This window comes from Mycobacterium sp. NGS41 (assembly GCF_059812725.1).
The window spans coordinates 198223-211030 of the sequence record NZ_JCALDF010000002.1; the positions used below are offsets into that span (position 1 = coordinate 198223).

At 65.0% G+C, this 12808-nt stretch carries 11 protein-coding genes; 6 read left to right on the plus strand and 5 right to left on the minus strand.

Annotation, left to right across the window (positions count from 1 at the left end; all coding sequences use genetic code 11):
• The first annotated feature begins 10 nt into the window (after positions 1-10).
• Both AC5Y21_RS03145 and AC5Y21_RS03150 read left to right on the plus strand, forming a co-directional pair.
• On the plus strand, positions 11-1762 hold the full coding sequence (locus tag AC5Y21_RS03145; RefSeq protein WP_499909319.1) for a complex I subunit 5 family protein: 1752 nt from the start codon (positions 11-13) through the stop codon (positions 1760-1762).
• A gap of 170 nt (positions 1763-1932) precedes the next feature.
• Entirely contained in the window at positions 1933-2733 is an 801-nt protein-coding gene (locus AC5Y21_RS03150) for an SDR family NAD(P)-dependent oxidoreductase (RefSeq protein WP_499909321.1), read from the plus strand.
• Positions 2734-2776: 43 nt separating this feature from the next.
• Here the strand turns inward: AC5Y21_RS03150 and AC5Y21_RS03155 are convergent, their stop codons facing one another.
• Positions 2777-4237 carry an aminotransferase class I/II-fold pyridoxal phosphate-dependent enzyme gene (locus AC5Y21_RS03155; protein WP_499909323.1) on the minus strand — a complete coding sequence of 487 codons (1461 nt, stop codon included), beginning with the start codon at positions 4235-4237 and terminating at the stop codon, positions 2777-2779.
• Between the two features lie 172 nt (positions 4238-4409).
• Here AC5Y21_RS03155 and AC5Y21_RS03160 point away from each other — a divergent pair, with 172 nt between their 5' ends.
• Both AC5Y21_RS03160 and AC5Y21_RS03165 read left to right on the plus strand, forming a co-directional pair.
• Positions 4410-5900 carry a molybdopterin-dependent oxidoreductase gene (locus AC5Y21_RS03160; RefSeq protein WP_499909325.1) on the plus strand — a complete coding sequence of 497 codons (1491 nt, stop codon included), beginning with the start codon at positions 4410-4412 and terminating at the stop codon, positions 5898-5900.
• Position 5901: 1 nt separating this feature from the next.
• Positions 5902-6237, plus strand: a complete 336-nt coding sequence (locus AC5Y21_RS03165) for a hypothetical protein (RefSeq protein WP_499909327.1) — start codon at positions 5902-5904, stop codon at positions 6235-6237.
• A gap of 356 nt (positions 6238-6593) precedes the next feature.
• On the opposite strand, the gene AC5Y21_RS03170 is transcribed toward AC5Y21_RS03165, so the two are convergent.
• Positions 6594-7589 (minus strand): hypothetical protein, encoded by a 996-nt coding sequence (locus AC5Y21_RS03170; RefSeq protein WP_499909575.1) that lies wholly within the window; start codon positions 7587-7589, stop codon positions 6594-6596.
• 173 nt (positions 7590-7762) lie between these two features.
• Between AC5Y21_RS03170 and AC5Y21_RS03175 the strand changes: the two genes are divergently transcribed.
• Positions 7763-8407: a UdgX family uracil-DNA binding protein gene (locus AC5Y21_RS03175; RefSeq protein ID WP_499909329.1), complete on the plus strand. Its 645-nt coding sequence runs from the start codon at positions 7763-7765 to the stop codon at positions 8405-8407.
• 2 nt (positions 8408-8409) lie between these two features.
• On the opposite strand, the gene AC5Y21_RS03180 is transcribed toward AC5Y21_RS03175, so the two are convergent.
• The 3 genes from AC5Y21_RS03180 to AC5Y21_RS03190 all read right to left on the minus strand — a co-directional run bounded on the left by AC5Y21_RS03180 (position 8410) and on the right by AC5Y21_RS03190 (position 12188).
• Positions 8410-10203 (minus strand): thiamine pyrophosphate-requiring protein, encoded by a 1794-nt coding sequence (locus AC5Y21_RS03180; protein ID WP_499909331.1) that lies wholly within the window; start codon positions 10201-10203, stop codon positions 8410-8412.
• Positions 10204-10257: 54 nt separating this feature from the next.
• Positions 10258-11292, minus strand: coding sequence for an SDR family oxidoreductase (locus AC5Y21_RS03185; protein ID WP_499909333.1), 1035 nt, complete (start codon positions 11290-11292; stop codon positions 10258-10260).
• 80 nt (positions 11293-11372) lie between these two features.
• Positions 11373-12188, minus strand: coding sequence for an SDR family oxidoreductase (locus AC5Y21_RS03190; protein WP_499909335.1), 816 nt, complete (start codon positions 12186-12188; stop codon positions 11373-11375).
• 285 nt (positions 12189-12473) lie between these two features.
• Between AC5Y21_RS03190 and mbp1 the strand changes: the two genes are divergently transcribed.
• The gene (gene mbp1, locus AC5Y21_RS03195; protein WP_499909337.1) at positions 12474-12707 is read left to right on the plus strand and encodes a microaggregate-binding protein 1; all 234 of its coding nucleotides are present in this window, start codon (positions 12474-12476) and stop codon (positions 12705-12707) included.
• Positions 12708-12808 lie beyond the last annotated feature (101 nt).

A 12808-nucleotide genomic window follows, 5' to 3' on the forward strand; every position in this document is an offset into this window, starting at 1 on the left:
TGAGCCGGCTATGACGGCCGCGCAGCTGCTTCCGCTGGCGGTGGTGCTGCCGCTGGTCGGCGGAGTGCTGGCGCCGCTGGCCGCTCGGCGGGCTGCCCGCGCGCCGCTCGTCGTGGCGGTGATCGTGCTGACCGGTTCGCTGGCGGTGCTGCTGGTGGTGAGCGCGCGGGTGTTCGCCGGCGGCGGCCACCTGTTGACTCATTTCTTGTCCAACGAGCATCCGGTGGGGCATGCGGCCCTGGGCATCGCGTTGGTGGCCGATCCCTTCGGGGTCACGTTCGCCGTGCTGGCCACCGGGGTCGGGATCGTTCTGGTGGTCAGCGTGCTGTCCGAGCTGGGCCATCTGGGGCCCAAAGAGCTGGGCGGGCTGGCTTGTCTGGTGCAGCTGCTGTTGGCGGCGCTGGTCGGGGCCGCTCTCACCGCGGATACGGTGAACCTCTTCGTGTGGTTCGAGGTGGCCGCACTGGCCAGCTACGGATTGACCGGGTTCTTCCTGGAACGCCCGATCGCGCTGGAAGCGGCATTTAAAAACCTGGTGCTCACCAGCATCGCCGGGTTCGCGATGTTCGTGGGCAGCGCGATGCTCTACGCGACGACCGGCGCGCTGAACTTCGGGCAACTCCATCACGCGGTCGCCTCGGGCGTCTCGAGGGCGATGCTGCTGGGAGTTGCCTTCCTGGTGGCAGGCTTCGCCATCAAAGCCGGACTGGTGCCGTTTCACGCCTGGCTTCCCGACACCCACACCCCGGTGCCGGGTGCGGTTTCCGCGCTGTTCTCCGCCCTGATGGTCGACCTTGGCGTGATCGCGCTGGGTCGCATCGGGTTGCAGGTTTTCCCGTCGCTGCCGTCGCTGCCGGCGTTGTTGACCGGTCTCGGCGTGGCATCGGCGCTAGTCGGATCGGCGATGGCGCTGGTGCAAGACGACCTGAAGCGACTGCTGGCCTGGGACACCGTCTCCCAAACCGGCGTCCTGGTAATCGGATTCGCTGCTCGCACCGCCGACGGTGTCGCCGGCAGCGTGTACCACCTGGTCAACCACGGCCTGTTCAAGGCGCTGATGTTCTTGTGCGCCGGCGCGATCGTGCACTCCACCGGCGTGACCCAACTCGCCGACATGGGCGGGCTGGCGCGCCGGCGCCCGCTGCTCACGGCGGCCTTCACGGTGGGTGTGCTGTCTATCGCGGGCCTGCCGCCGTTCAACGGCTATGCCTCGCTCGGACTGATCCACAAGGGATTGTCCGGTCAGCCCGCGATACTGGGCTGTGCACTTGTCGCACAGGTTCTTACCGTCGCCGCCCTAGGGCGCGCCGCCTACTTGGGCTTCTATCGGCGCCGCACCGATGCGTACGAGCGTTTCGAGCCCATCCGGGCGGGCATGAAGGTCAGCCTGGCCGTGTTGAGCACCGGGTGTGTGGCCTTCGGCGCGCTGGCCGGCCCATTCGTCGCACGCGTCGCCGGGCCGGCCGCGGCGGGTCTGCGCGACCCGGCTCGCTATGCAGCCGGAGCGCTCGGGACGCCGGTTCACCTGCCCGACGCCGGAGTGAGTTTCGCTTACGTCGACGCCCAAACGTTGGGCCTCTTTGCCGGTGAGCTGATCGTCGGCCTGTCCGTCTTGGTCTTGGCGCTGCGAGGCACTGGGGTCGCGACGCTGGTGGGCTGGCTGCGGCGAATTCACACCGGCAACATCAACGACTACGCGGCTTTCTTGGCCGTCGGGATGATCCTGGTCTGTCTGGTGCTCGGACTCGGCTACGGCTCCTGAAATTCTTCGGCGTGACACGTGGTGCGGGTGTCCTCAACGATATCGGACACGTGCCCAATACCTTTTGCTGTAATTGACGCCAGCGTCGGAATATACCCAGCTCAGCTGTGAATTAGTGGCAGCTATGCGTATTTGGTGTGTTTGCCACGCGGAGCGGGTAGCCTCTGGCCATGGGGGGAGAACAACTTGCATTGATCACCGGTGCCGCTAGCGGCATCGGCTTCGAACTGGCCCGAAAGTTCGCACAGCACGGCTACGATCTGGTCGTTGCGGCCGAGGACGACGGCATCCATGACGTCGCGAAACGCTTGGCAGATCTCGGAGCTGCGGTGCAGCCGGTGCAGGTAGACCTGCGCACGCCTTATGGTGTCGAGCACCTGTACCGCAGCGCGACAGTCGGGGAGCGCCGGCTTTCGGCGGCGGTGCTCAACACTGGGGCGTGCCAGGGGGACATGTCGTTGGAGTCGGAGTTGTCCCACGACCTCGGTGTCGTCGACCTAAACGTCCGCGCCACAGTGCATTTGGCCAAGCTGGTACTGCGCGAAATGACGAAGTTCGGGGAGGGCAAGCTGCTATTCACCTGGCCGACCGCAGCCCTGACGCCGGACCCGTACCAGCCCGTCTACCACGCGTCCAAGTCGTTTGTACGATCCTTCGCCGAAGCAATGCGCGACGAACTTCGTGACACCTCTATCACCGTCGCCGCCATCATGCCGGGTGCCACCGACGCCAACTACGTTCAGCGCGCGAAGCTAGTCGACATACCGCAGGGCAGGACGCCCAAAGAAGATTTCGCAGACGTCGCACGGCGCGGATTCGACGCCTTGATGCGCGAGGACCATAAGCGCGAAGGCCATAAGGTGGTCACGTCCTCGGTGATGTCGAAATCCCTTAGCCTGTCGTTAGGTATCGTGCCGCACAGCGTCAAAGCGGCCGTCAATCGGGTGCGTTCGGGTCCTTGGGGAAACTGACTGATCGGGCGTGGGGGCCACGGATGATCCGGGGCGATTCAGGTCAGGCGACCACGCGGAAGTGCTTCGCGCTCTGATCGGCCGGGTCGGGCAAGGCCATGCCGGCCTCGACACCCGAGCGTAGATATTCGATCACTGCGGCGTTCAGCCGCTCGCCGGGCACCACCGCCGGGATGCCGGGCGGATACGGCGTGATCTGTTCGGCCGCGATACGGCCGGCGGCTTTCACCGCGGGCACCATCTCGGTCGGCCCGAAGAACGCGTCGCGCGGGAGAACCGCGGTTTCGAGCCGCAACTCCTCGGGGGAGACCAGTTCTATCGACGGCGGTTTGTCGAAATCGTCTGCGGCCCTTCGCCATTCGGTCATTGCCGCCACGAGCCGGTCTGCCGTGCGTTTGTCGTCGGCGAACGACATCGTCGCCAGGATGCGGCGGTGATCGCTCATGCCGAGATCGAGCTGGCGGTTTTCGCGTAGCCAGTCCGCGGCTTGGTATCCGGATGTTCCGGTCGCAGAGACATCCATCAGGACCTGGGTTATGTCCAGATCGCAGGACGCCTCCCGTCCCAGCAGCTCGTCCTCGAGCACGCGCAGGTCGGGTATCTCCGCAAGACGGGTCCGCAGCTCGGTGGCCAGCTCGAGTTCGGCGCTCAGCAGCTCGCGGCCGTGTTCGACCATCTGGCGTCGCCAACCGTCGAGTGCCGTGTACACCATGACATTGGGGCTGGTTGTCATCAGCAGATCGGCGCAAGCCGACAACCTGACCGGGTCGACGAGCTCGCCTTGCAGGTGAAATACAGAGCCCTGCTCGAAACCCGCACCCATCTTGTGGACGCTTACGACGCAGACGTCGGCGCCCGCGTCCATGGCCCAGGTCGGCAGGTCCTCATGGAACGGAAGATGTGCTCCCCAGGCCTCGTCGACGATCAATGGTTTGTTGCGGTCGTGGCAGACCTCGGCGATACCCTCGATATCCGCGCATGTGCCGTACGGGCTGGGGCTGACGATGAGAGCCCCGGCCGCGTCAGGATTCTCCTCCCACGCTGCCTCCACTTGCTCCGGCGAGGGCGGATGGGAGAAGTGCCGCTCGCTGTCCCACCGGGGAGTAATCCATTGGGGCCGCACCCCGGAGAAGATCAGGCCGGCCACCACCGACTTGTGGCTGTCGCGGGCGACGAGCAGGCCGCCTTCTTTGCCGCCCGCCACGGCCATCATCGCGGCCTTCACCGACAGAGAGCTGCCGCAGGTGGAGAAGAACGCCGTGTCCGCGCCGACGGCGTCTGCCATGAGTTCTTCGGCGCGGGCGAGAAACTTCCCGCGAGACAGTCGATCGTCGAGTCCGCCGGTGGCGAGCACGTCGTTGCAAAATGGCTCCTTGCCGAGCACGGCCAGGACGCGGTCGTCGACGCCGGCGCCTTGGCGGTGCCCCGGCGGGGTGAAACCGTATCGGTTGCTGCGGTGGTAGTCAGCCAGCGCGTCGACCAGGGGTGCTTGGGACTGATCCATGACGGAATGGGTACCCGGTGTCAAGGGTGCCAATCCGGGGCAAATGGCAGCCAGTCGGCAGCTGCCCAGGGACTCTCCGGCGGTTTGAACTAAACGGCGCCGGGTAAGCAACACGAATGGGCCGTCTTGCCGAGTGGTGGCCACAAAAGTTGCGTCGTGGATTGTCCAGACTATGACAGTGCTCGACTACCCGGTGTGGTTGCGCGTCGACCATTGGCTCAACGTGCTGTTCCTGACGTTGTTGCTGCGCAGCGGTATTGAGATTCTGTCCACCCATCCCAAGTTGTATTGGCGCAACGACAGCAAGCCCGGCACCGAGTGGGCACGCTTCACCACCAAACAAATGCCGGCCGACAAGCTCTTCGACACGCTCGACGAAGAAGAGGACTACAGCCCGCTACTGTCGCTGCCCGGCCACAAGAAGCTCGGCATGGGTCGCCACTGGCACTTCATCGCGGTGATCGGCTGGATTCTGGTGGGGCTGTCCTACTACATCCTGCTGTTCGCCACCGGCCAGTGGCATCGGTACTGGCCCTACTCGTGGTCGATCTTCCACGAGGCTTACAACGACATCGTCACCTACATGTCGTTCAATCTGCCGCCGCTGCTGCCCGGCGAACCGCTGGATGCGATCCAGAAGCTCACCTACGCCGGCGTCGTCTTCGTGCTCGCGCCGTTCCAGATCCTTACCGGCGCGGCGCAGTCACCGGCGGTCGAGGCCCGATTCCCTTGGTTCGTACGGGCATTCGGTGGCCGGCAAGCCGCGCGCAGTCTGCACTTCATCGGACTGGTGGCGTTCCTGCTCTTCATCGCCATCCACCTGTCGATGGTCTTCTTCTGGGGCTGGGGTCAACTCACCGCCAGCATGATCTTCGGCGCGGTCCGCAACATCAATTGGGCAACGGCATGGTCGTTCGTGATCATCGGCATGATCGTCGCCATCCATGTCGCAGCGACGGTGTGGAGCCTTCGCCGTCCCGTCCAGGTGCGCCGGATTCTGGGCGCAGTGATAACGCGCGCGCGGCTCATCCTGCTGCGCCCGCTTAATTCGCGACAGGACTATCCGAAAGAGCAGCTGTCGCAGGAACATCGGGTCAACGGCAAACCGCCGTGTTCGAACGAATACAAGGTGATGGCGGTACACAACTTCGTCGACTGGCGGCTGCGGGTCGGCGGCCTGGTCGAACGGCCGGTGACCCTGGATCTGGCCGCGCTGCGCGCGCTGACCCAACCGGAAAGCCAACGGGTGCTGCACAACTGCGTTCAGGGCTGGTCGAGTATCGGCGAGTGGACGGGGCTTCCCCTGGCCGTGCTCGCCGACCTGGTGGGACCGCTACCGCAGGCGCGCTATGTGTGTTGTTTGAGCATGCAGGACAGCGGCCGTGACGAACCCAGCGCAGAGGGCGAGGGGCAGTTCTACGAGGTAATGGATCTCGAACTGGCCTACAAGCCGCAAACCATTCTGGCGTACGAGATGAACGGAACGCCGTTGCCTATCAAGCACGGTGCGCCGCTGCGGTTACGGGTGGAGACTCAGGTGGGGTTCAAGATGGTCAAATGGATCAACCAGATCGAATTCATCGACGACCACCGCGGCATCGGTTACGGGCTGGGCGGCTGGCGAGAGGACAACGTCCACTACGACAAGGACGTGGCGATCTGAGATGAGCCCCTACGCCCACCCCACCGACGATGTCATGATCCGTCCCGAACTGGTTGCCCTCGACCAGACTGCCCGCGACCGCGTGCTCGGCCAGGTCGCGGCGAAGGGCGGACACTGCGAATGCTGTGGTGGAAAGGATTTCGACGTCGGAGCCGCGCTATACCTGGGATTTCTGTTCGTCGACGAGGATCTCGACGCCTACATGGTCGCGCTTTCCTGCCGCAACCCGGATTGCGCCAAGCCGCGAACCGCAATCAGACTGTCCGAGAAGGACTTTCTGGATGACGGGAGTTCCCGCGCCAAGAGCTGGACTGCCGGGGCGCCCGGTAGCGCTTAGCCTTGGCGGGCGTGCCTTCAGTGAAGACCGGCTGTGCAAGCCGGAATCGATCGATCAAACCGGACAGTGAGCGCAACTCGTCGGACAACGCCTGAAATCTGTCTTCGTCTGCATCGCTGAGCATGCCCAACCCGCTGTAGTGCACCAGCCGTCGTAGCCGTCCCGCCTGTATCGTTCCCCATCTGATGCTGAAGTCGTAGCGCTGCCCTTCGCTGACCTGGCCCTTGCTGCCCAACTCCTTGAGTGCCGTGATCTGTTCGGTGAGCAATTCGACGTCGGCGTCTATATCGACCGTCGCTGCACTGCTTTCCTGTGTCACGCTCATCGGTCCTCCTCGCGCCTCGTCTTACGTCTTGTCATAAGTGCGGTTTGGCGACGCTGACGACATCGCCGGTCTCGGCCAACGTGAGATACACCCGGTGCGGCCCGATCGCCATACCGGAGGGCCGTGCCGATTTGACCGCGCCACCGGGCAGGCCCGCCCGGTAGTCGATGACGCGGATGACGGGAATGGTCTGCTGCGGAAAACCGGTGAAGCTCGCGGTCTCGAGCACCACCACCTCGCGGTCGGTGGCGGCATAGATCCGGGTGTCGTCGGTTCCCAGCGCGCGAATCGGTGCCGGTAGCCGGGCACTGGCCAGCACCGTCATCCCCTCTCCGCCGCGGCGCGCGTCGACGGCATAGAGCACGTTGTCGTTATGTCCGGCGACGTAGCTGCGGCCCGCTGCGGTGCCGTCACCCGCGGTGACGGCGACATCGACGTCCAGCGAACCCCGTTCCTCCGGGGGGGATGAGGGGCCTTTGTAGTGGCGAATTCCCGATGATCCGAAGAGGTGGTAGTCGATATCGCGGCCCCGGTTGGCTCCGTCGATGCTGTCCGCGGGATCGCCCACGACCTTCGCGGTCGGTAGTTTGCGGTAGCCGTACTGATCCACCGGTGTCACCGACTTTCCATCGGCGGACAGGGCGAGCAACACGCGCATTCCGGCATCTTCGGCGAGATACGCCGGGGCCGGGCCGGCATCGAAATCATCGATCTGGCGCAGGCTTTCGAGGTCCACACTGGCGACCTTGCCGCGCTCCGGCTGCGGTACGAAGATGATCCGGTCGTCCTTCTGGCTGATCTGCAGGTTGCGTCCCACCGCCATCGGGCCCGATAGCCGCATCGTGGATTGGTCCGGCCGGCCGCCCGGACTGATCTCAGCCAGCTGGTGATCATCGGTGAGCGCAACAAGGGCCCCAACGCGATACGACCACACGGGATTGTGCAGCGCCGTGCCGACAGACCACTTGGCGACGGCGGGCGCGCTCTCCAGCGACGACCCCGGCGCAGCACAACCGGTCGCCACCATGACGGCGCCACACGTGCCCAGGCACAGCAGCCGCGGCCAACGGCTCACGCTCTCACCGTCCTTTCGCGATGCCGCTATTGGGATGCAGTACCCCGGTCCGGGGGCCGCTACACCCTTTTCCGGGGCTGGTCCGCTGCGGTTTTCGGGCTCACCGGCAGGGGTATGCCCACGGCATGGCAACCGGCGCCGACCGCTATCTTCCCGAGGACCGCTCGCTCGAGTCGCTGGAGGCCGCGGCCGAGTCGTGCCGGGGCTGTCCGCTGTTCGAGAACGCCACCCAAACGGTCTTCGGTAACGGGAAGTCGGGGGCGGCCATCATGTTGGTGGGCGAACAACCGGGCGACCAGGAGGACCGCGCCGGCACGCCGTTCGTCGGGCCTGCTGGTCGACTGCTCGCTCGCGCCCTCGATGACGCCGGAATCGATCCGGCATCGACGTATCAGACCAACGCCGTCAAGCACTTCAAGTTCACCCGCAAGGGCGGCAAACGGCGGATACACCAGAAGCCTGGCCGTACCGAAGTCGTCGCGTGCCAGCCCTGGCTCATCGCCGAAATCGAGGCGGTGGCACCGAAGGTGATCGTCTGCCTGGGAGCCACCGCCGCGCAATCACTGCTGGGAACGGCATTTCGGGTGTCCGCTCACCGCGGCGAGGCCACCCCGCTGCCCACCGCGATCGATGTGCAGCTACCGGATGAGCCAATCGTGGTAGCGACCGTTCACCCGTCGGCGGTGCTGCGCGACCGCAGCGAACGCCACGACGAGGCCTACAAAGCATTCGTCGACGACCTGCGCAGCGCGCTCACCCTGCGCCGCTGAGGTTACTTCTTCTTGTGGGGCAGGAACTCCTGCGCTTTGGTTTTGAGGCCTACCTTGACGAAGCCCATCCGGTCCTCGTCGCCGGCCAACACCGCGGCGGTGGCCGCCTTGAACTGCTCCCAGGTGGCGTGCGGCGGGATCGGAGGCATATCGGGATCGGTGTAGACATCCAGCACTGTGGGCCGGTCGGCCGACAGCGCCTCTCGCCAGGCGTTGCCGAGTTCTTCGGGATCCTTGACGGACAAGGCGTTGAGGCCCAGACCGGCCGCAAATCCCGCGAAGTCGACGTCGGGAAGCACTTGGGATTCTGCGAATTTCGGTGCGCCGGCCATGGCGCGCATTTCCCAGGTGACCTGGTTGAGGTCGTTGTTGTGCAAGATCGCCACGATGAGGCGCGGGTCGTCCCATTCCTGCCAGTACCGTTTGATCGTGATCAGTTCGGCCATGCCGTTCATCTGCATGGCGCCATCCCCGGCGAACGCGATGACCGGCCGTTGCGGGTGAGCGAATTTCGCGCCGATCGCATACGGGACGCCGGGGCCCATGGTGGCCAGGTTGCCCGACAGCGAGCCCCGAATGTTGCCGCGGAATCGTAGGACTCGCGCGTACCAGTTGGCTGCGGATCCGGAATCGGCGGTGATGATCGCGTTGTCGGGCAGCTGCGGCGACAGCTCGGAGAACAGCCGCAGTGGGTTGACCGGATGGGCGTTGACCATCGCCTCCATTTGCATGGTTTCCCACCAGCGCGCCACATCCGCCTCGATGCCCTCGCGCCACGACCGATCTTCCTTGCGATGCAGATGCGGAATCAGCGCCTGCAGCGCGGTCTTCGCGTCGGAGACCACGTTGATCGCGTATGGGTAGCGCATTCCGATCATCCGCGCGTCGACGTCGATCTGCACCGCTTTGCACTGCCCGAACTCGGGCAGGAACTGGGTATAGGGGAAGCTGGATCCCACCGTCAGCAAGGTGTCGCAGTCGCGCATCATCTCATAGCTGGGCCGGGTGCCCAGCAGGCCGATCGACCCAGTGACCCAAGGCAATTCGTCGGACAGCACGTCCTTGCCCAATAGCGCCTTGGCCGCACCGGCGCCCAGCAGCTCGGCAACTTGGGTGAGTTCCGCGGCAGCGTCGCGCGCACCGGTGCCCACCAGCATGGCAACTTTCTTGCCTTCGTTGAGAACCTGTGCCGCGCGGGCAATGGCGGCATCGTCGGGGGAGATGGCCGGCCACTCGACGCCCAAACTGGACGGCACCATCTTGAAGGCATGCGTCGGAGCGGAATACGGCAGTTCCTGGACATCGGCCGGGATGATCAGTGCGGTCGGGGCGCGCTGGGTCATCGCCACCCGGATGGCGCGATCCAGTACGTTGGGCAATTGCTCTGGGACCGTGACCATTTGGACGTAATCGCTCGCGACGTCCTTGTACAGGCTCATCAGGTCGATCTCTTGTTGGTAGGACCCGCCCATGGCGCTGCGGTTCGTCTGTCCGACGATGGCCACTACCGGCACATGGTCGAGTTTGGCGTCGTATAAACCGTTGAGCAGATGCACCGCGCCGGGCCCCGACGTGGCCATACATACCCCGACACGGTTGGTGAACTTCGCGTAGCCGACCGCTTCGAACGCGCTCATTTCCTCATGGCGCGACTGGACGAACATCGGCTGGTTGTCCGCCCGGCCCCAGGCGGCGAGTATGCCGTTGATTCCGTCTCCCGGATAGGCGAAGACGTGCTGAACATCCCATGCCCGCAACCGCTCCAGCAGGTAGTCGCTGACTTCTTGTTTGGACATTGATTTCCCTCCTAGGCAGAGCAATTGACATGGTGGGTCGGGGGGTGTGCGCAGTTATCGGCGCCATCGCCGCAACTGCCGCGCGGCCATCCCGGCTGCGGCGGCAAGGGCCGCCGTCGCGGTACCGCCGAGTAGGCCGTGGTGTTGAGAGGCCCATAGCTGAACGCTGCGGCTGGTGGATTGGTCGTCGAAGATACCGTGCGCGCCGTAATCGTGACCGCGTGCGCCGTCGGCGGGTTCCCACAGGTTGGCCGGCTGATCGGGCGGGCGAGGATCGTCGGTCTGCTGTGAATCGAAGCCGGTTCGCGCAAGGTATCGATCGAGCAGACCGGGCGCAATTGCATTGGCGGCCAACGTTCCCACGGTGCTGCCGCCCACCCAGTACTCGCGCCGCCGGGGATGATCCGCGGCGTACAGCACTGCGCGTGCGGCGATCTCGGGCTGGTATATCGGAGGAACCGGCTGAGCCTGGTTGGGCAGCCGCGACAGCACCCAGGAGAACTGCGGGGTGTTGACCGCCGGCATCTGAACCATCGTGACGCGTACTTTGCTGCGCTCATGCAGCAACTCACATCGCAGCGACTCGTTGAAACCCTGAATCGCATGCTTGGCACCGCAATACGCGCTTTGCAGCGGAATTCCGCGGTAGGCAAGCGCGGAGCCAACCTGCACGATGGTGCCGGCGTTTCGGGGCTTCATCCTGCGCAACGCCGCCATGGTGGCGTAGACATAGCCGAGGTAGCTCACCTCGGTCACGCGCCGGAATTCCGTCGGCGTGATCTCACTGAACGGGGAAAACACCGACGTGAAAGCGACATTCACCCACACGTCGACAGGTCCGAAAGTGCGTTCGGCTTCCTCGGCGGCCGCCTCGCACTGTTCGGGGTCGGACACATCGGCCGGTATCACGCACGCCTTACCGCCGGCGGCTTCGATCTCTTGGGCCGCGGCGGCCAGTCCCTGCTCGCCCCGGGCGATCAGGCCGACCTGCGCGCCCCGCGCGCCGAAGGCCCGAGCAGTGGCGCGGCCGATTCCGCCGCTGGCACCCGTGACGACCACAGTCTGACCCGCACGCGAGGCTTCACTCACATAGGTCCTGATACCCGAATTTTTCGTCGTTATACGTCGCACCGGTCATTTTCTACGAGCGCCGTTGTGAGATCACGTTATTAGGTGATTTCGGTTGTCGCCCGATCGTCGACCGCAGCGCGGGTGCCGTCCGGTGGCAGCTCGCCCAGCCAGCCGTCGACCGTGGGACCCAGCACTATCGCGTGGTCGGGAGCTCGCAGCGCTCCTGAGCCGAGCGCAGGCAGCGCGGGTTCCACGACGCGTACCTTCCGGCTATCGCCGTAGTGGGTGAGCAGCTTCGCCGTCAGTTCCGGTAACCGGATGTCGCGTGGGCCGGTGATGGTCAGCGGCGTGTGCCGCTGGCCCAGAGCCGTCTCGACTAATACATCGGCGACGGTGTCGGCGGCAATGGGCTGAATCAGCCAGTCCTCGACCATCACCGCGCGGTCGTTGAAGGTCACCGCGGTGGGGTTGGTGGCGAATTCGTACCACTGGGTGGACGACACCACCGTCGCCGGCACCGGGCTGGTCAGTGCTATCTCCTTCGCCTCGCGTTTGGCCAGGTAGTAGGGAATCGCGTCAAATGCGTGATCGTCGATGCAGGCGAGCGTCAACACGACCAGTCGCTGAACTCCTTGCGCGGCGCATGCCCCGACCAGGTTGCGAGATGCGGTGGTGATGGCGTCGGTGACGTTGGAATGATCGTCGGCCGGCATCGGGTTCGCGACGTCGATCACGACGTCGACTCCCTCCAGCGCCTCCATCAAGCCGTGGCCGCTGACCAGGTCGACACCGTAAGCGCGGGAGGCTTCGACCACGACGACGTCGCGGCCCTTCAGCCTGGCAACGACGCGAGTTCCGGCCGTGCCGGTAGCCCCGATAACAGCGATGGTGATCGTGTCGAACCCCCCTTTCACACCGCTTATTGACGCCGCCGACACGGCCGCATACCCGGGAAAACGCCGTCCAAACCGCGGACCCGAAGTTAGCTCGCATTACCCCCGACGCAGCCCGCTGACCAGGCAGGATCGCCGAGTTGCCGGGAAATTGTTTGGCGAACTCGCCGGCGGGAAGTCGGTAGCTGCGGACGAGTTAATCAGCGCCGGACGCCACCCAACGCGTCGACGCCGGCTACTGCCGGCGGTAGCTGTTCGCGTCCGCGGCCGAAGAGCACAAGCTCAGTACCACGAAAGGACAAAGCCATGGGTGAAAAGAGCGGACCGGCCGAAGGCGTCGAGGGAGTCGTCGAGGGCGTCAAGGGCAAGGTCAAGGAAGTCGGCGGAGCCGTGACCGGTAGGGACGACCTCAAGCGAGAAGGCCAGGCGCAGCAGGACAAGGCCGACGCGCAGCGCGATGTGGCCAAGAAAGAGGCGGAAGCGGAATCTGCGCGCGGTGGCGCGGAAGCCGCCGAGGAGCGTCAGAAGAAGAACCAGTAGCTCGATTCACCGATGGGTCCGGTCCTTGCCTCGGTCAAGGGCCGGACCTATCGGTGTCGGCCGCGCCAATGTGGGTATCTCCCACCCATGACATGCCCCGG

Excerpts from the sequence above, each read along its gene's own strand:
- AC5Y21_RS03175 (WP_499909329.1), top strand. The coding sequence starts at position 7,763 with ATGGCAACCGGCGCCGACCGCTATCTTCCCGAGGACCGCTCGCTCGAG.
- AC5Y21_RS03145 (WP_499909319.1), top strand. The coding sequence starts at position 11 with ATGACGGCCGCGCAGCTGCTTCCGCTGGCGGTGGTGCTGCCGCTGGTC.
- AC5Y21_RS03160 (WP_499909325.1), top strand. The coding sequence starts at position 4,410 with ATGACAGTGCTCGACTACCCGGTGTGGTTGCGCGTCGACCATTGGCTC.
- AC5Y21_RS03180 (WP_499909331.1), bottom strand. The coding sequence starts at position 10,203 with ATGTCCAAACAAGAAGTCAGCGACTACCTGCTGGAGCGGTTGCGGGCA.
- mbp1 (WP_499909337.1), top strand. The coding sequence starts at position 12,474 with ATGGGTGAAAAGAGCGGACCGGCCGAAGGCGTCGAGGGAGTCGTCGAG.
- AC5Y21_RS03155 (WP_499909323.1), bottom strand. The coding sequence starts at position 4,237 with ATGGATCAGTCCCAAGCACCCCTGGTCGACGCGCTGGCTGACTACCAC.
- AC5Y21_RS03170 (WP_499909575.1), bottom strand. The coding sequence starts at position 7,589 with ATGGTGGCGACCGGTTGTGCTGCGCCGGGGTCGTCGCTGGAGAGCGCG.
- AC5Y21_RS03165 (WP_499909327.1), top strand. The coding sequence starts at position 5,902 with ATGAGCCCCTACGCCCACCCCACCGACGATGTCATGATCCGTCCCGAA.
- AC5Y21_RS03150 (WP_499909321.1), top strand. The coding sequence starts at position 1,933 with ATGGGGGGAGAACAACTTGCATTGATCACCGGTGCCGCTAGCGGCATC.